The organism is Flavobacterium litorale (assembly GCF_019613795.1).
Lineage (GTDB): Bacteria > Bacteroidota > Bacteroidia > Flavobacteriales > Flavobacteriaceae > Flavobacterium > Flavobacterium litorale.
The window spans coordinates 156,604-173,729 of sequence record NZ_CP080429.1 but is presented as its reverse complement, the minus strand read 5'-3'; the positions used below and the strand labels follow the sequence as shown (position 1 = coordinate 173,729).

Sequence of the window (17,126 nt, the reverse complement as noted above, 5' to 3'; positions counted from 1 at the left end):
AATGAAAACATTATTTAAACTATTAGCTATAGCACTAATCTTTACTTCGTGTGAAGATGTAGAGCCGGTCATCTATAATGGTGACCCTACGCAAAATGATACTTTCCTTTCTTTTTCTAGATCTGTATACTTACTACCTGTAGTTCAGAACAATGTTGGAGAAACGACCGTAACACTTAACTCGAGTACTGTTTTTGATACAGATAGAGTATACAATATAGAGGTTGAATTACCAGACAACTCGTCTGCTGCCAACCCTGACACATTTTCTCTTCCATCAACAGTTACAATACCCGCTGGGTCTTATCAAGGTACTTTTGTTATAAATGGTACTGATAATGGTCTTGTTGATGAAACAGTTAAAACCTTTACAATTAGCGTTACTAATGTAGATGAAACATCAGAATTTTCAGATAGTCTTACTGCCACAGTAAACGTTTACGAAGTGTGTCCGTTACAAGATGATTTCTTAGGAGCTTATAACATAGAAGTTAATGAAAATTATTTCAACAATCTTCCAGGTTTTGAGGCAGGTGAAGTTATTCTTGAGGAAGGAAACACTCCTTTTGAGAGAGTATTTACAGCAGTTGTTTATCCTGGAAATGCTGGTCCTAGAGAAGTAACAATTGCCTTTGCATGTAACTTTTTAAATCTTGGAGAAAATGTTGATTCTAACTTAGCCTGTCAAGATGATCCAGAAGGTACTACTATAACATTTGCTCCAGTTGATCTTGAGGACAGATCTTCTTATAATACCACTGACGATTCTTATTTCGAGATGACTGTTCTTGAAAATGCTCTATCGAATTGTGGTGGTGGACCAAGAAACACCATTATTAGATTTACTAAAGTAGAGTAGTATAAATTTAAAGTAAACAATTATTTTTATGAAAAAAATATTTTATAGTTTTATAGTAGTTGCTGCTCTTTCTTTAGTTGGATGTAGTGGCGATAATGACCCAAATGACGGTAAATTTTTTAGCGATTCCGATAGAGGTTGGGTTACATTTGATTTAGGAACTGAAGATGCACCGTTACCCAATTTTGCTTACGGTATTGCAGGTTGTGAGTTAAGCAATCAAATAGTTATTCCTTTGACTATTGATGCCCCTACAAACAAAAATGGATTAACCATAGATTATACAATTACTGATTTTGAAGGAACTTCAGAAGGTGTTATAAGCCATCTAGGTTATGCAGTATTTCCTGCAGGAAGCCTTAATGGTACAATAACAATTGATTTTCCTGAAACAGTTACTTCTTCTATTGGATTCACAATAACGCTAACAGATCCTAGCAGAGACAATATTTCTTTGGGTCATCCTGACGACAGTACAGATCCTCTAACGTTTGTTGTTAGAATTAACACAGGTAATAGAGACTCATTGTTAGGTATAGCAGAAGATAACATTGTAGCAGGAGATAATGAAGACGAATTTTCTTATACAATTTCTCAAGGTCCTGCAGCGAATGAGATACTAATCTCTGATTTAAGCCAAACTTTTACTCCAGGTACAACTTCTCAAACACGTGTTTTCATCGAACCAGATGGTACACTTAGTGGTCCTGATTTCTTAGAAAACTACCTTTATGTCAATGAGAATGTTGGAGACACTTATGTAGGTGATATTTCTGGAACCTATGATGCCTGCGAAGGAACTATCAATCTTTCTTATACATTAAGATTTGGTACAACTGGTGCGGCTCCGCAGAACATAGTACTTACAAGAACATACCCTGAATAAGAAATAAATTAAATTCTTATATCAAAAGCCCGCTTATTTAAGCGGGCTTTTTTATGTCTGTTGCATTATAAAAAAATTATCTTTGCTACGTATTATAAGGCTATTCATGTATAAAAAATTTATTTTAATTTGTTGTTTCCTTTTATTACCAGTAATGGTTTTTAGTCAGATACAGAAAAGGAACTCTCAAAAAACCAATACTACTGATAGTAGTACTCGTAACGATAGAACAAAACCTTCTGTCGTATCAGATAGTGTTGCTACTATTGATATGTATAAAATTATCAGTATTGAGAGAGATACTACTTATGTAGACACCTCTTTAACCATAAAAGATGAATATGCTAAAAACTATCTTCGTAAAGATATTTTTGGCTTACTACCATTTAACAATATCGGGCAAACCTATAACACGCTTGATTACGGTATAACAGAATATGATCCTTTTCCAGAGTTTGGTTTTAAAGCAAAGCAATTTGCCTATATGGAAGTAGAGGATATTAAGTATTATAATGTAGCTACACCTTTTACAGATTTATTTTATCGTTCTGTTCTAGAACAAGGGCAAATTTTGGATGCCTCTATAACAGCTAATGTGTCTAAAAATTTAAACCTTGCTATTGCCTATAAAGGATTGCGTTCCATAGGAAAGTACATCAACTCCATATCAAGTAACGGTAATTTCCGTTTCATAACAAGCTACAATACTACAGACAGGCGGTACAAGTTAAAGCTGCATATTACAGCCCAAGATTTTTCTAATGAAGAAAATGGTGGTATTGTTAATAAAGAAAACTTTGAGAGCGGCGAAGACCCATATACCGAGCGTGCACGATTGGAGGTTTACTTTAACGATGCTACGTCCTTACTTAAAGGGAATCGTTACTTTATAGATCATACTTTCAGGCTCAGTAAAGACAATCCTAATAGTATCGTACTTCATCATAGGTTTAATTACGAGAATAAGTTTTTTGAATATACCCAATTAACACCTTCCAACCGTTTGGGGGATGTATTTACCGAGTCGGTACACGATAAAGTAAGACACAATAAAATGTATAATATGCTCGGAGCGGCTTATTCTAATGAAACTATTGGTGATTTTGAATTTTATATAGAAGATTATAATTACAACTACTACTACAATAGCCTAGTACTAGATGAAAATGGGGAGATTGAAATACCCAATTCAATTAACGACAGGATTAACACCTACGGCGCACGCTACAGTTACCAGAAAAACAATTGGAAAGGTAGCTTGCTAGTTTCAAATGCTATAACAGATCAATCGTTAGCCAATATTGATGCATCGGTGCGCTATAAGTTTAATGACAAAAATAAAGTAGCATTACGCTATCAAAACATGAATAAATTGCCTGATTTGAATTTCAGGTTGTTCCAGAGTGATTACAAATCGTATAATTGGTCTAATGATTTTAAAAACGAAAAGATAAATAACTTTGAAGTTGCAGCAGACACAAAATGGATTACTGCATCGGCACAATACACAGTACTTAACGACCATTTGTATTTTTATAATGAGGCCTTAAATACAAACCCCGAAGAAATTGAAGTATTACAAGTAAAACCTTCACAATACCAAAATACCATAAACTACTTATCGTTTAAAGTAAATAAAGAATTTAAGTTTTGGAAATTGGGACTAGATAATACAGTATTATACCAACAGGTAGATCAATCTGAAAATATACTTAACGTACCCGATTTCGTTACCCGAAACACACTTTATTACTCGGATTATTTTTTTAAGAAAGCATTATACATACAAACAGGGTTTACGTTTCAGTACTTTACATCCTACTACGCCAACGATTACAATCCGCTATTGGGAGAATTCTTCATTCAGGAAAAAACCAAAATTGGCGATTTCCCACTAATGGATTTTTTTATTAATGCCAAGATAAAACAGTTCAGAATGTTTTTAAAAGCCGAACACTTCAACTCAGGGTTTACAGGATACGATTTTTATTCGGCACCCAACCAGCCCTACCGCGATTTTACAATTAGGTTTGGTGTAATATGGGATTTCTTTACCTAACCGTTAACAGTATCAATTAACTATTTTCTTTCCTACAGATATAATATCTTTGTCACAAATTAGTAATAGACAACAAAGCCATAATGAAATACGCAAAAAACATACTAGAAACCATTGGTAACACACCCTTGGTACAATTAAATAAAATTACCAAAGATGTAAATGCCCATATACTGGCAAAAGTAGAAACCTTTAATCCAGGAAATTCTGTTAAGGACAGAATGGCAATTAAAATGATTGAGGATGCAGAGGCGGATGGCAGATTAAAACCAGGAGGCACTATAATAGAAGGAACATCGGGTAATACAGGTATGGGGCTTGCACTTGGTGCTATTGTTAAAGGATACAAACTTATTTGCGTAATATCGGATAAGCAATCTAAAGAAAAAATGGATATACTGCGTGCAGTAGGCGCAGAGGTTGTAGTATGCCCTACAGATGTAGAGCCTACGGATCCGCGTTCGTACTATTCAGTATCAAAACGTTTAGCTACCGAAACCCCAAATGCATGGTACGTAAACCAATACGATAATCCGTCGAATGCTACAGCGCACTACGAGCAAACAGGGCCCGAAATATGGGAACAAACAGAAGGTAAGGTAACACACTTTATAGTAGGTGTAGGTACGGGCGGAACCATATCGGGAGTAGGAAAATACCTAAAAGAGAAAAATCCTAATATTAAAATATGGGGGATTGATACGTATGGCTCAGTCTTTAAAAAATACCACGAAACAGGTATTTTTGATGAGAACGAAATTTATTCGTACATAACCGAGGGTATTGGTGAAGATATACTACCCAAAAATGTCGATTTCTCGGTAATAGATGGTTTCACAAAAGTAACCGATAAAGATGCTGCCGTATATACCCGTAGGTTAGCGGTAGAAGAAGGTATATTTGTAGGGAACTCTGCTGGAGCAGCCGTAAAAGGTTTACTGCAGTTGAAAGACCACTTTAAACCCGACGATGTAGTAGTAGTACTATTCCACGATAGTGGTAGCCGTTATGTAGGTAAAATGTTTAATGACGATTGGATGCGTGAGTGTGGTTTTCTTGATGAGGAAATTACTACAGCAGCAGATTTAGTTAAAAAATACGAGCACAAACCATTAGTAGTAGCTCGTACCGAAGAGTTAGCGTCGCATGCTATAGACCGTATGCGTAAACATAAAGTAACTCAAATTCCTGTAATGGATGCTGATGGAGTTGCAGGCTCTATAAACGAAACAAAACTATTTGATAGTTACGTAGCCGATAAAGCAATTGCAGATAAACCTATAAAAGATATAATGGGTAAACCTTACCCAATAGTAGAAGCCACTACAAGCCTAGACGAGGTAGCAAAACTAATTAACAACGATAACCAAGCGGTATTAGTAGCTTTGCCTAACAACAAACATCACATTATTACAAAGCACGATATTGTTAGTGCTATACAATAAATAATAAAGTTATATATTTAAAGAGCCTTAGGGCTCTTTTCTTGGTTTTAGATATGAATTTCACCGCTATAGATTTTGAAACTGCTACAGGGCGTCCAGAGAGTGCCTGTGCTGTTGGTATAGTAACAGTAGAGAATGGTGTTATTACTGAGGAGTACTATACCCTTATACAACCACCCGATAACGAGTATTGGTATAAAAATGTAATGGTACATGGTATAAAACCTATTGAGACACTAGATAAACCCATGTTCGACGATTTATATCCAGAAATACACAAGCGGTTGTACGGACGAAAAATTGTAGCCCACAATGAAACTTTTGACAGAAACGTACTCAAGAAAACAATGAAATGGTATGGCTTGTATTACGATGAACTCGAAATTGCCGATAAATGGGAATGCACCTGCCGAATATACCGTGCCAAAGGCTATAAACCAGCCAATTTAAAAGCGTGTAGCGACCGCCATGGTATAGCCCTAAACCACCACGAAGCACTATCGGATGCCCGCGCCTGTGCCAAGCTATATATGCTCCACTACAGGCAGCTTGCATTGTTTTAACCACTTTTGTAAAGTGTAATGTTCTTGGTTTGCCGAAAATTAGTAATTTAGCAGGAATCCAACACTAAAAATGAAAGAAGACTTCCTACATCACATCTGGCAGTTTAAAAAATTCAACACCCAAAATTTAGTCACTGTACAGGGCGAACCCTTAACAATTATAAATGCAGGGCAGTATTTACAACAATCGGGACCAGATTTTTTTAATGCACAATTGCGTATTGGCAACCAAGCGTGGGCGGGCAATGTAGAGATACATGTAAAATCGTCAGACTGGTATTTGCACAATCACGAAAGCGATACGGCGTATGATAATGTTATACTCCACATAGTTTGGGAACATGATACCGAAGTAATACGCAAAGATGGTGCTGAAATACCAGTACTAGCCTTAAAAAATTACGTTGCTACAGAAGTGCTACAAAACTACCAAGCATTAACAGCAAAAAAGACTTGGATTTATTGCGAAAAACAAATTACCGATTTAAATACTTTCGTACTCGATAACTGGAAAGAACGTTTGTTTTTTGAGCGTTTAGCCCGAAAAGCCATACCCATAGCAAGCATGGCTACGAGTACGGGTAACGACTGGGAAGCGGTGTTGTTTTGTTTTTTAGCCAAAAATTTTGGGCTTAATACCAACGGCGATTCGTTTCATGCTATGGCAAAATCCCTACCCTTTAACATAGTACGGAAAGAGAGTTTTGAGGTAGAAAACCTCGAAGCATTATTTTTTGGTAAAACAGGGCTACTCAATAACAATAACGAAGACATTTACCCCAAGGACCTTGCAGCACGGTATGCTTATATAACCAATAAACATAGGCTGCAACCTACACACGTTAATACGCCTGAATTTTTTAGGCATCGTCCTGATAATTTCCCAACCATACGGCTATCGCAATTAGCACAACTGTACCACCAGCATCAAAATGTATTCTCTAAAATTATAAATTGTAAATCAGTCGAGGCTATTTATAACCTATTTGCTGTTGCTGTTTCCCCCTATTGGGAAACCCATTACACTTTTGATAAAGAAAGCCCCAAAAAACGCAAAGCACTAACAACATCGTTTATCAATTTAATCATCATTAATACCATTATACCTTTTAAATTTGCCTATGCCAAAAGTTTAGGTAAGGAGATTAGTGAAGAGCTGTTAACACTCCTAAAAGCATTATCACCAGAAAAAAATACAATTATCGATAAGTTTAAGCAGCTAAAAGTACCTGTTGCTTCGGCTTATGATAGCCAAGCGCTATTACAGCTTAAAAACGAATACTGCAACCACAAGCGCTGTATGCAGTGCGGTATAGGGCTGGAAATCCTTAAAAAATAGTAGTAATATATCCCGAAAAGTATAAGAATGCGTAACTTTGAGTACTCAAAAAAATACAGATGTTTTCGGTAACTAAAATACGTCACTTTTTCGAACGAAACGGCTTTCACGTTTCTGCCCGCTTAGCCGATAGGTTGGGTATGCGCGCAAGTAACGTACGCCTGTTTTTCATCTATATTTCTTTTGTAACAGTAGGGCTTTGGTTCGGGGTATATCTCACGTTGGCATTTTGGCTACGTTTAAAAGATATGATTTATACCAAACGAACGTCGGTTTTCGACTTATAAACCCCACCCGATGCAGCCATTCCGTTTTTTCTTTCATTATTCCAAAGAGCAGCGTAAAGGCATCATCATATTACTACTACTCATTGTTATTATTCAATCCTTATATTTTGTGGTTAATGCCTACAATTGGCAGAGTAATGCAGCGCAATCTGCTGAAGCTAAGGCTTGGCTGGCTGTACAAACCCGTATTGACTCTTTAAAAGAGCGTAAGGCAAAATACAAACCCAGAATATACCGTTTTAACCCCAACTACCTTACCGATTACAGGGGGTATGTATTGGGTATGAGCACTGCCGAGATAGATAGGATGCATGCGTTTAGAAAAACGAACAAGTATATAAATACGATTGAAGAATTTCAGGAAGTCACCCAAGTATCCGATAGCCTTTTAAAAACCATAGCACCCTACTTAAAGTTTCCCGATTGGCTTAAACACAGAAAGGATAATAAGGAAATTGAAATTTACCCTTTTAACCCCAACTACATCTCCGATTTTAAAGCAAAGCTGATAGGTTTATCTAAAAAAGAATTATCTCGTATCAGAAAATTTAGAGCTCGCGGTAAGTGGGTAAACAGTGCCAAAGAATTTCAGGAGGTAACCCAAGTATCTGATAGTCTTTTAAAAACTATTGAACCCTATTTAAAATTTCCCGATTGGGTTGTGGAAAAAAATGCCCGTACCAAAGCAAACAAAAGTAAAACCCCGCAAGGCGTAATAGATATTAACAAGGCTAGTGCAAAACAGTTAAAAACAGTACATGGTATTGGTGCTGCATTTTCCAAACGTATACTCCAACGCCGTAAACAATTGGGCGCCTATGTTAGCATGGAACAAATGGACGATTTTGAAAAACTATCCAATCGTGCAAAAACAGAACTCAAACAACGTTTTGTTGTTGTTGGAGAACCTAAAATTCGTACTATAAATATCAATAAAGCATCATTACACACGCTAGCTAATTTTCCTTATTTTAATGATGCCATTGCCCAAGCAATAATTACCAAAAGAACAAAGCAGGGACATATAAGTAATATTGCAGAATTAACAGAAATTAATGGATTTCCTCTCCAAAAAGAAAAAATAATTGCCTTATATTTGGAATTCTAAAAAAACAAGTACAAAAATGAATTTCGATTATAGTGAAACACAGGCAATGATTGCCCAATCAATCAGAGATTTTGCAGAACAACATATACGTCCGAATATTATGGAATGGGACGAAAGTCAGCATTTTCCAGTAGATTTATTTAAGAAACTTGGCGAAATGGGCTTTATGGGTGTTCTTGTGCCTGAGGAGTACGGAGGTTCGGGCTTAGGTTACCACGAGTATATTACGATTATAGAGGAGATTTCTAAAGTAGATCCCTCAATCGGATTATCTGTGGCAGCACACAACTCGCTTTGTACCAATCACATTTTAAGCTTTGGTAACGAGGAACAGAAAAAGAAATGGATACCAAAACTGGCAACAGCCGAGCATATTGGTGCTTGGGGGCTTACGGAGCACAATACAGGTTCTGATGCAGGAGGTATGAATACTACTGCTGTTAAAGATGGTGACCATTGGGTAGTAAATGGTGCTAAAAACTTTATTACACACGCAAAATCGGGAGATATTGCCGTAGTAATTGCACGTACTGGAGAAAAAGGAGATTCGCATGGTATGACTGCTTTTGTATTCGAAAAGGGTATGGATGGTTTTACCAGCGGTAAAAAAGAAGATAAATTAGGTATGCGCGCCAGCGAAACTGCCGAACTTATATTTGATAACTGCCGTATTCCAGACGCTAACAGACTGGGTAATGTAGGCGATGGTTTTATACAGGCTATGAAAATACTTGATGGTGGCAGAATCTCCATCGGAGCATTATCATTAGGTATAGCAAAAGGAGCTTACGAGGCAGCACTAAAATACTCTAAAGAACGACACCAATTTGGTCAGCCTATAAGCAACTTCCAAGGTATTGGCTTTAAATTAGCCGATATGGTTACAGAGATTGAGGCTTCGGAATTATTATTGCATAAAGCAGCGTTTCTTAAAAACAAAGGAGAAAAAGTTACCCTTGCAGGTGCCATGAGTAAAATGTACTCGTCAGAAGTATGTGTACGTGTTGCCAACGAGGCAGTACAAATACATGGTGGTTACGGTTATACTAAAGATTATCCTGTTGAGAAGTTTTACAGAGACTCTAAACTATGTACTATAGGTGAGGGTACTACCGAGATACAGAAATTAGTTATATCTAAACTAATAGTAAAATAATATTATTTAAAATATAAATACTTTAAAAAGAGCAACTTAACTAAGTTGCTCTTTTTTTATATAAGTTATTAACATTACAACGTTATAGTTAGTTCCTTAGTAAGAATATCGTAACAGCAGTGTTATTATTTTATATATTTCATCAACTAAAAATTATTAATTATGAAATATATATTTACCTTATTTGCCTCGGCATTAGTGTTATGCAGTTGTAGTAAAGATGTTGATGAGCTTTACGAAAACCAGCAACAAACTACAGTACCAGTAACCCCACAACAAACTGAGCAAGCATTCCGCTCGGCAGGCTCCAAAGTAATGATGCAGGCATTCTATTGGGATGTGCCTGGCTCAGGCGTGTGGTGGAATACCGTAGCAGCAAAAGTTCCCTCATGGGCAAGTGCAGGAATCGATGCCATTTGGCTACCGCCCGCTACCAAAGCTGCTGGTGGAGGATACTCTATGGGATACGACCCTTTTGATTATTACGATTTTGGTAGTTACAACCAAATGGGTAATACCGAAACACGCTTTGGTTCGCTCAGCGAAATACAATCTTTAATTAGCACAGCACATAATAACGATATAAGTGTTATTGCAGATATTGTAGTTAACCATTGTAGTGGAGGCACATCAGAATACAACCCATATACAGGAGGTAATACTTATACAGATTACCAACCCGCTTCAGGATTGTTTGCGCGCTCGTACAACGATTTTCACCCCAATGATATTCAAGCCAATGATGCTGGAGCATTTGGCGGCTTCCCCGATTTGTCCCATAGTAAAATATATGTGCAGGACTGGTTGTATAACAATAACAACTCCATTGCAAAATACTACAAAAACGTAATGGGTTTTGATGGTTGGCGCTTTGATTACGTTAAAGGCTTTGAACCATGGGTAGTAAAAAACTTTAAAAATGCTGTAGGTGGATTTACAGTAGGGGAGTATTGGGATGGTAACGCTGCTACATTAGATTGGTGGACAGGGCAGGCAGAAGCTAGTGCTTTTGATTTTGCTTGTTATTACAGAATGCGCGATGCCTTTGGCAATAACGATTTAACACAGCTTAACGGCGACATGCTTTTAAAACGTAATGCATACAGGGCTGTAACTTTTGTAGCCAACCATGATACTGATGAGATATTTAACAACAAGCTACTAGCATATGCCTACATATTAACACACGAAGGATACCCATGCATATTTTATAGAGATTACGAAGAATGGTTGGATAAAGACAAACTAAACAACCTTATATGGATACACAACAATAAAGCATCGGGAGGCACAACCTACCTATATGCTGATAATGACGAATATGTAGCACGCCGTGATGGCAGCCCAGGAATTGTAGTATACATAAACAACAGTAGCTCATGGCAAGAGCGTTGGGTAGATACCAATTGGTCCAACACCGTAATAAAAGACTATACGGGTAATTCCAACTGGGAGCCTACTACACAAAGTGGCTCTTGGGTAAAAATACAAGCACCCCCAAATGGGTACACAATATGGTCGGTAAAATAAATAAAATAAATATTTGCCATACCAATAGTACTTTGTATATTTGCACCCTTAACGAGAGGAGGTGTTATATATGTTAATTATACCAATTAAAGACGGAGAAAATATCGATAGAGCATTAAAGCGCTATAAAAGAAAGTTTGACAAAACAGGAGTTGTACGTCAGCTAAGAAGCCGTCAGCAATTTACAAAACCTTCTGTAGTACGCAGAGCACAAATCCAAAAAGCATCTTACATTCAAGGATTAAGAGACGCTGAGGAAAACTAAAAACCCATAATTTTACGGATTAATATTCTAACCGTTACCAGTAAAAGTTTAATTTTGCTAGTAACGGTTTTTTTATGATCAATTCCAAGCAAGCACATACAGATTATTTACTTAAAGAGAAAAACTACTCTCCACTAACGGTTAGAGCATATACGGATGACGTTACAGCTTTTGAAGCGTTTATGCAACAACACGATGCCGATGCTATAATTGAAACCGTTAACTACAGCCAAATAAGAAGTTGGATAGTGCACTTAGTAAACCAAGGCATCTCCAACACATCAGTAAACAGAAAAGTATCCTCACTAAAATCATTTTATAAATTTCTGTTACGCAGCAAGCAAATAAGCGTAAACCCACTACAGCAACATAAAGCACTTAAAACAGAAAAAAAAATACAAGTTCCTTTCTCTGAAAAAGAATTACAAGATGTTGTAGAGGAGATAGTATATACCGATGATTTTGAAGGCGTACGTAACAGATTAATTGTAGAGCTTTTTTACACCACAGGCATGCGCCGTGCAGAATTAATAGGACTTACAATGAGTAGTTACGATGCAGCCAATAAAACACTCCGGGTACTGGGTAAACGAAACAAAGAACGTATATTGCCACTGCTAGGCTGTACCATCGAGCTTATTACCAGCTATTTAGAAAAAAGAAAAGAAATAAAAACCATAACTGCTACTGATGTACTTATTTTAAACAACCGAGGCAATAAATTAAGCGAATCTTTTGTTTATAGGTTAATAAATTGTTACTTTAGTCTTATCTCTGGTAAAGTTAAAAAAAGTCCGCACGTGCTAAGGCACACATTTGCAACCCACTTGCTTAACAACGGAGCAGATTTAAATTCAGTAAAAGAGTTATTAGGGCACGCAAGTTTGGCTTCTACCCAAGTTTACACACACAGCAGTTTAGCTGAACTTAAAAAAGTGTACGGGTCAGCACATCCGCGTAACCGAAATAATACCTAAATGTTTAACCAAATAAATAAGTGTTGATTATGAAAGTAAATGTTCATGCGGTTAATTTTAGTATTGACCGAAAACTGGTTGGCTTTGTACAAGCGAGAATGGATAAGCTTGAAAAATATTACGACAGGGTAGTTTTTTCTGATGTTTTTTTTAAAGTAGATAACACTAGCGAAAAAACAAATAAAATAGCAGAGATAAAAATTAATGTTCCAGGAGATGAATTTATAGTAAAAAAACAATGCAAAACATTTGAGGAAGCTGTAGAGCTTGCTGCCGACTCTATGCAGCGGTTATTAGTTAAAAGAAAGCAGAAAGTGAGAGCAAGTACATAATAATAAAAATTTTATCGAAATTGTTTTGAATAAAAAATAAAATATATACATTTGCAGTCCGTTAGAAATAGCGGGCTTTTTTTATTTTAAGTTGCCGATGTAGCTCAGCTGGCTAGAGCAGCTGATTTGTAATCAGCAGGTCGTGGGTTCGAGTCCCTCCATCGGCTCAATGTTTTCTCAAAAAAAGAAGCAACTGTAAAGTAAAGGTTAAGGGGAGATACTCAAGCGGCCAACGAGGGCAGACTGTAAATCTGCTGACTATGTCTTCGCAGGTTCGAATCCTGCTCTCCCCACAATTTTAAGTAATGGCTTAAAGTTTTGAGGCCGGTGTAGCTCAGGGGTAGAGTGCTTCCTTGGTAAGGAAGAGGTCACGGGTTCAAATCCCGTCATTGGCTCAAGTTTAGAAAAATTTGAACACTAATTATATAACTAAGATTAAATTATTAAATCATGGCAAAGGAAACTTTTGATCGTTCCAAACCCCACTTGAATATTGGTACTATTGGACACGTTGACCACGGAAAAACAACTTTGACTGCTGCTATTACTAAAGTATTAGCTGATGCAGGTCTTTCTGAAGCAAGATCATTCGATCAAATTGATAACGCTCCAGAGGAGAAAGAAAGAGGTATTACTATTAATACATCTCACGTAGAGTATTCAACTGCAAACCGTCACTACGCTCACGTTGACTGTCCAGGTCACGCCGATTACGTAAAAAACATGGTTACTGGTGCTGCACAGATGGACGGAGCTATTCTTGTGGTTGCTGCTACAGATGGTCCTATGCCACAAACTCGTGAGCACATCCTTTTAGGTCGTCAGGTAGGTGTACCTAGAATTGTTGTATTCATGAACAAAGTAGATATGGTTGACGATGCAGAGCTTCTTGAGCTTGTTGAGATGGAAATCAGAGATTTACTTTCTTTCTACCAGTATGATGGAGATAACGGTCCTGTAGTTCAAGGTTCAGCCCTTGGTGCACTTAACGGTGAGCAAAAATGGGTTGATACTGTAATGGAGCTTATGGATGCTGTAGATAACTGGATTGAACTTCCTAAGCGTGATGTTGATAAGGAATTCCTTATGCCTGTAGAGGATGTGTTTACAATTACTGGTCGTGGTACTGTAGCAACAGGCCGTATCGAAACTGGTGTTGCTAACACAGGTGATGCAGTTGAGATTATTGGTATGGGTGCAGAGAAATTAACTTCTACAATTACAGGGGTTGAGATGTTCCGTAAAATACTTGATAGAGGAGAAGCTGGTGATAACGTAGGTATCCTACTAAGAGGTATCGATAAATCAGATATCAAAAGAGGTATGGTTATCGTTAAGCCAGGATCTGTAACACCACACGCTAAATTTAAAGCAGAGGTTTATATCCTTAAGAAAGAAGAAGGTGGACGTCACACTCCATTCCATAATAACTACCGTCCACAGTTCTACGTACGTACAACTGACGTAACAGGTACTATTTCTCTTCCTGATGGAGTAGAGATGGTAATGCCTGGAGACAACCTTACTATCGAGGTAGAGTTACTAAGCACTATCGCATTAAGCGTAGGTCTTCGTTTCGCTATCCGTGAAGGTGGTAGAACAGTAGGAGCTGGTCAGGTAACTGAAATTCTTGATTAATTCAAGACAGCATAAATATATAAAACCAGCCGATGTTTAGGCATCGGCTGGTTTTTAACAAACGGGTGTAGTTCAAGGGTAGAATACCGGTCTCCAAAACCGTTGATGGGAGTTCGAATCTCTCCACCCGTGCAAAAAAATAATACAATGAAAGTTACTAATTACATATCAGAGGCATTTACAGAGTTAAAGGTTAATGTAACTTGGCCTGAGTGGGCAGAAGTACAACGCCTAACTGTTATTGTGGCTATTTTTTCGATATTATTTGCTTTGCTAACATTTGGTATAGATCGTGGTTTCGAAGTTATAGTTGCAGAAATTTATACTTACTTAAATAAATAATTTTATTGTATGGCTGATAACAATGTCAAAAAGTGGTATGTAGTTAGAGCGGTAAGCGGTCAGGAAAATAAAGTTAAAAACTATATAGAAACGGAAATAAGCAGATTAGGAATGTCTGACTATATCTCTCAAGTACTTGTTCCTACAGAAAAAGTAGTGCAGATTAGAGACGGTAAAAAAATGGTTAAGGACAAGGTTTATTTTCCAGGCTATGTAATGGTTGAAGCTAATTTAACAGGCGAGATTCCTCACATTATAAAATCTATAACTGGAGTAATTGGTTTTCTGGGAGAAACAAAGGGAGGCGATGCAGTTCCTTTACGTCAATCCGAAGTAAACAGAATGTTAGGAAAAGTAGATGAATTATCTGTTAAAACAGATACAATGTCCATTCCATTCACAATGGGCGAAACTGTAAAAGTAGTAGATGGTCCGTTTAACGGATTTAACGGTACAGTTGAAAAGGTGAATGAAGAAAAGCGTAAGCTAGAAGTTATGGTGAAAATTTTTGGAAGAAAAACACCATTAGAACTTAGCTTTATGCAAGTAGAAAAAGTATAATATTTGTTACATATATAAATCACATCATTCGCTTCCAATGAAGATGTGCTAAATCTTTTAAAGAAATGGCTAAAGAAATTAGTAAAGTAGTTAAACTACAAGTTAAGGGAGGTGCTGCGAATCCGTCGCCACCGGTTGGACCTGCTTTGGGGGCTGCTGGAGTTAATATCATGGAGTTCTGTAAGCAGTTTAATGCTAGAACCCAAGATAAAGCCGGCAAAGTTTTACCAGTACAAATTACTGTGTATAAAGACAAATCGTTTGATTTTGTTGTAAAAACACCACCAGCTGCGGTACAGTTGCTGGAGGCTGCCAAACTAAAGTCGGGTTCAGGAGAACCAAACCGTAAAAAAGTTGCAAGCGTTACTTGGGATCAAGTAAAAGGCATTGCTGAAGACAAAATGGCTGATTTGAATGCGTTTACAGTTGAAAGCGCTATGAGAATGATTGCCGGTACAGCAAGATCTATGGGTATAACCGTATCAGGAGACGCTCCTTTTTAATCGTAAAAAGACAAAAAAGAAATGGCAAAATTGACAAAAAAGCAAAAAGAGGCTACTTCAAAAATTGAAAAGAACAAATTATACTCTTTAAAAGATGCATCAGCATTACTTAAAGAAGTTGCTTCTGCAAAATTTGATGAGTCTATCGATATCGCTGTACGTTTGGGTGTAGATCCAAGAAAAGCGAATCAAATGGTAAGAGGAGTTGTTACCCTACCACACGGTACAGGTAAAGCTACAAAAGTACTTGCTCTTGTAACTCCAGATAAAGAAGCTGAAGCTACTGCTGCTGGTGCAGATTATGTAGGTTTAGATGAGTATCTACAAAAGATAAAAGACGGTTGGACGGATGTTGATGTTATCATTACCATGCCAAGCGTTATGGGTAAACTAGGTCCTCTAGGTAGAGTATTAGGTCCTCGCGGATTAATGCCAAACCCTAAAACAGGTACTGTTACTATGGATGTAGCAAAAGCTGTACAAGAAGTTAAAGCTGGTAAAATTGACTTTAAAGTTGATAAAACAGGTATTGTTCATGCAGGAATCGGAAAAGTATCTTTTGATGCGGATAAAATTTCTGAGAATGCAGATGAGATAATTCAAACGTTACTAAAACTAAAACCAACCGCTGCAAAAGGTACATATATTAAGAGTATTTATCTTTCTAGTACTATGGGCCCTGGTATTCCTCTAGATCCTAAAGGAGTATAATTGGTAGTTAAAAATATTTATTATGACCAGAGAAGAAAAATCAATAGTTATTAAAGATTTAACTGCGCAGTTGGCTGATACTAGCGTTATATACGTTGCAGATATCTCAGGACTTGATGCAGAGACTACTTCAAATTTAAGAAGAGCTTGTTTTAAAGCAGGTATTAAACTTGAGGTTGTAAAAAACACCTTGCTTGAAAAAGCAATGGAGTCGTCTGATAATAATTACGGTGATTTACCATCGATATTAAAAGGAAATACTTCTATTATGATTGCTGAGAACGGTAACGCTCCTGCAAAAGTAATTAAAGAATTCCGCAAGCAGTCAGATAAGCCTCTTCTAAAAGGAGCTTATATAGATGAGGCAGTATTTATAGGAGATAATCAATTAGAGTCTCTTGTAACGCTTAAATCTAAAGACGAAGTTATTGGAGAAATCGTTACATTACTTCAATCGCCTGCTAAAAACGTTATATCTGCACTTAAATCAGGTGGCAGCACTATAGCTGGATTAGTAAAAACATTATCTGAGAGAGAAGGATAATACATTAGCGTGTACGCACTT

Annotated in this window: 19 protein-coding genes and 4 tRNA genes; all 23 read left to right on the top strand. The window is 37.1% G+C overall.

The window, feature by feature from the left end; translation table 11 throughout:
* Position 1 precedes the first annotated feature (1 nt).
* The 23 genes from K1I41_RS00830 to rplJ all read left to right on the top strand — a co-directional run bounded on the left by K1I41_RS00830 (position 2) and on the right by rplJ (position 17,105).
* Complete coding sequence (locus K1I41_RS00830) at positions 2-859, top strand: hypothetical protein (protein WP_220640799.1); 858 nt, start codon at positions 2-4, stop codon at positions 857-859.
* Positions 860-887: 28 nt separating this feature from the next.
* Positions 888-1,745: a hypothetical protein gene (locus K1I41_RS00825; RefSeq protein WP_220640798.1), complete on the top strand. Its 858-nt coding sequence runs from the start codon at positions 888-890 to the stop codon at positions 1,743-1,745.
* A 154-nt stretch (positions 1,746-1,899) separates the two neighbouring features.
* Entirely contained in the window at positions 1,900-3,804 is a 1,905-nt protein-coding gene (locus K1I41_RS00820) for a putative porin (protein WP_255566946.1), read from the top strand.
* 83 nt (positions 3,805-3,887) lie between these two features.
* Positions 3,888-5,249: a pyridoxal-phosphate dependent enzyme gene (locus K1I41_RS00815; RefSeq protein ID WP_220640796.1), complete on the top strand. Its 1,362-nt coding sequence runs from the start codon at positions 3,888-3,890 to the stop codon at positions 5,247-5,249.
* A 53-nt stretch (positions 5,250-5,302) separates the two neighbouring features.
* Positions 5,303-5,812, top strand: coding sequence for a 3'-5' exonuclease (locus tag K1I41_RS00810; RefSeq protein ID WP_220640795.1), 510 nt, complete (start codon positions 5,303-5,305; stop codon positions 5,810-5,812).
* A gap of 70 nt (positions 5,813-5,882) precedes the next feature.
* Positions 5,883-7,151 carry a DUF2851 family protein gene (locus K1I41_RS00805; RefSeq protein WP_220640794.1) on the top strand — a complete coding sequence of 423 codons (1,269 nt, stop codon included), beginning with the start codon at positions 5,883-5,885 and terminating at the stop codon, positions 7,149-7,151.
* A 59-nt stretch (positions 7,152-7,210) separates the two neighbouring features.
* Positions 7,211-7,438, top strand: a complete 228-nt coding sequence (locus K1I41_RS00800) for a PspC domain-containing protein (protein WP_220640793.1) — start codon at positions 7,211-7,213, stop codon at positions 7,436-7,438.
* Between the two features lie 10 nt (positions 7,439-7,448).
* Complete coding sequence (locus K1I41_RS00795) at positions 7,449-8,546, top strand: ComEA family DNA-binding protein (protein WP_220640792.1); 1,098 nt, start codon at positions 7,449-7,451, stop codon at positions 8,544-8,546.
* Positions 8,547-8,562: 16 nt separating this feature from the next.
* Entirely contained in the window at positions 8,563-9,702 is a 1,140-nt protein-coding gene (locus K1I41_RS00790) for an acyl-CoA dehydrogenase family protein (RefSeq protein ID WP_220640791.1), read from the top strand.
* 162 nt (positions 9,703-9,864) lie between these two features.
* On the top strand, positions 9,865-11,232 hold the full coding sequence (locus tag K1I41_RS00785; protein ID WP_220640790.1) for an alpha-amylase: 1,368 nt from the start codon (positions 9,865-9,867) through the stop codon (positions 11,230-11,232).
* 70 nt (positions 11,233-11,302) lie between these two features.
* Positions 11,303-11,497 (top strand): 30S ribosomal protein S21, encoded by a 195-nt coding sequence (gene rpsU, locus K1I41_RS00780; RefSeq protein ID WP_135218133.1) that lies wholly within the window; start codon positions 11,303-11,305, stop codon positions 11,495-11,497.
* A 74-nt stretch (positions 11,498-11,571) separates the two neighbouring features.
* Positions 11,572-12,474 (top strand): tyrosine-type recombinase/integrase, encoded by a 903-nt coding sequence (locus tag K1I41_RS00775; RefSeq protein ID WP_220640789.1) that lies wholly within the window; start codon positions 11,572-11,574, stop codon positions 12,472-12,474.
* Between the two features lie 29 nt (positions 12,475-12,503).
* The gene (hpf, locus tag K1I41_RS00770; RefSeq protein WP_220640788.1) at positions 12,504-12,806 is read left to right on the top strand and encodes a ribosome hibernation-promoting factor, HPF/YfiA family; all 303 of its coding nucleotides are present in this window, start codon (positions 12,504-12,506) and stop codon (positions 12,804-12,806) included.
* Positions 12,807-12,899: 93 nt separating this feature from the next.
* Positions 12,900-12,973 (top strand) — tRNA-Thr (locus tag K1I41_RS00765).
* Positions 12,974-13,017: 44 nt separating this feature from the next.
* Positions 13,018-13,099: transfer RNA gene (locus K1I41_RS00760), tRNA-Tyr, on the top strand.
* A 30-nt stretch (positions 13,100-13,129) separates the two neighbouring features.
* Positions 13,130-13,201 (top strand) — tRNA-Thr (locus tag K1I41_RS00755).
* Between the two features lie 55 nt (positions 13,202-13,256).
* Positions 13,257-14,444: an elongation factor Tu gene (gene tuf / locus K1I41_RS00750; protein ID WP_220640787.1), complete on the top strand. Its 1,188-nt coding sequence runs from the start codon at positions 13,257-13,259 to the stop codon at positions 14,442-14,444.
* Between the two features lie 61 nt (positions 14,445-14,505).
* Positions 14,506-14,576, top strand: a tRNA-Trp gene (locus K1I41_RS00745).
* Positions 14,577-14,591: 15 nt separating this feature from the next.
* Positions 14,592-14,786, top strand: coding sequence for a preprotein translocase subunit SecE (gene secE / locus K1I41_RS00740; RefSeq protein ID WP_255566945.1), 195 nt, complete (start codon positions 14,592-14,594; stop codon positions 14,784-14,786).
* A 9-nt stretch (positions 14,787-14,795) separates the two neighbouring features.
* Positions 14,796-15,347, top strand: a complete 552-nt coding sequence (gene nusG / locus K1I41_RS00735) for a transcription termination/antitermination protein NusG (protein WP_220640785.1) — start codon at positions 14,796-14,798, stop codon at positions 15,345-15,347.
* 65 nt (positions 15,348-15,412) lie between these two features.
* Positions 15,413-15,850: a 50S ribosomal protein L11 gene (gene rplK, locus K1I41_RS00730; protein ID WP_220640784.1), complete on the top strand. Its 438-nt coding sequence runs from the start codon at positions 15,413-15,415 to the stop codon at positions 15,848-15,850.
* Positions 15,851-15,871: 21 nt separating this feature from the next.
* The gene (gene rplA / locus K1I41_RS00725) at positions 15,872-16,561 is read left to right on the top strand and encodes a 50S ribosomal protein L1 (RefSeq protein WP_220640783.1); all 690 of its coding nucleotides are present in this window, start codon (positions 15,872-15,874) and stop codon (positions 16,559-16,561) included.
* Positions 16,562-16,583: 22 nt separating this feature from the next.
* Positions 16,584-17,105, top strand: coding sequence for a 50S ribosomal protein L10 (gene rplJ / locus K1I41_RS00720; protein WP_220640782.1), 522 nt, complete (start codon positions 16,584-16,586; stop codon positions 17,103-17,105).
* The last annotated feature ends 21 nt before the right edge of the window (positions 17,106-17,126 follow it).

Bases quoted from the DNA above. Each gene is read 5' to 3' on its own strand.
- K1I41_RS00830 (WP_220640799.1), top strand. From the start codon at position 2: ATGAAAACATTATTTAAACTATTAGCTATAGCACTAATCTTTACTTCG.
- K1I41_RS00825 (WP_220640798.1), top strand. From the start codon at position 888: ATGAAAAAAATATTTTATAGTTTTATAGTAGTTGCTGCTCTTTCTTTA.
- K1I41_RS00820 (WP_255566946.1), top strand. From the start codon at position 1,900: ATGGTTTTTAGTCAGATACAGAAAAGGAACTCTCAAAAAACCAATACT.
- K1I41_RS00815 (WP_220640796.1), top strand. From the start codon at position 3,888: ATGAAATACGCAAAAAACATACTAGAAACCATTGGTAACACACCCTTG.
- K1I41_RS00810 (WP_220640795.1), top strand. From the start codon at position 5,303: ATGAATTTCACCGCTATAGATTTTGAAACTGCTACAGGGCGTCCAGAG.
- K1I41_RS00805 (WP_220640794.1), top strand. From the start codon at position 5,883: ATGAAAGAAGACTTCCTACATCACATCTGGCAGTTTAAAAAATTCAAC.
- K1I41_RS00800 (WP_220640793.1), top strand. From the start codon at position 7,211: ATGTTTTCGGTAACTAAAATACGTCACTTTTTCGAACGAAACGGCTTT.
- K1I41_RS00795 (WP_220640792.1), top strand. From the start codon at position 7,449: ATGCAGCCATTCCGTTTTTTCTTTCATTATTCCAAAGAGCAGCGTAAA.
- K1I41_RS00790 (WP_220640791.1), top strand. From the start codon at position 8,563: ATGAATTTCGATTATAGTGAAACACAGGCAATGATTGCCCAATCAATC.
- K1I41_RS00785 (WP_220640790.1), top strand. From the start codon at position 9,865: ATGAAATATATATTTACCTTATTTGCCTCGGCATTAGTGTTATGCAGT.
- rpsU (WP_135218133.1), top strand. From the start codon at position 11,303: ATGTTAATTATACCAATTAAAGACGGAGAAAATATCGATAGAGCATTA.
- K1I41_RS00775 (WP_220640789.1), top strand. From the start codon at position 11,572: ATGATCAATTCCAAGCAAGCACATACAGATTATTTACTTAAAGAGAAA.
- hpf (WP_220640788.1), top strand. From the start codon at position 12,504: ATGAAAGTAAATGTTCATGCGGTTAATTTTAGTATTGACCGAAAACTG.
- tuf (WP_220640787.1), top strand. From the start codon at position 13,257: ATGGCAAAGGAAACTTTTGATCGTTCCAAACCCCACTTGAATATTGGT.
- secE (WP_255566945.1), top strand. From the start codon at position 14,592: ATGAAAGTTACTAATTACATATCAGAGGCATTTACAGAGTTAAAGGTT.
- nusG (WP_220640785.1), top strand. From the start codon at position 14,796: ATGGCTGATAACAATGTCAAAAAGTGGTATGTAGTTAGAGCGGTAAGC.
- rplK (WP_220640784.1), top strand. From the start codon at position 15,413: ATGGCTAAAGAAATTAGTAAAGTAGTTAAACTACAAGTTAAGGGAGGT.
- rplA (WP_220640783.1), top strand. From the start codon at position 15,872: ATGGCAAAATTGACAAAAAAGCAAAAAGAGGCTACTTCAAAAATTGAA.
- rplJ (WP_220640782.1), top strand. From the start codon at position 16,584: ATGACCAGAGAAGAAAAATCAATAGTTATTAAAGATTTAACTGCGCAG.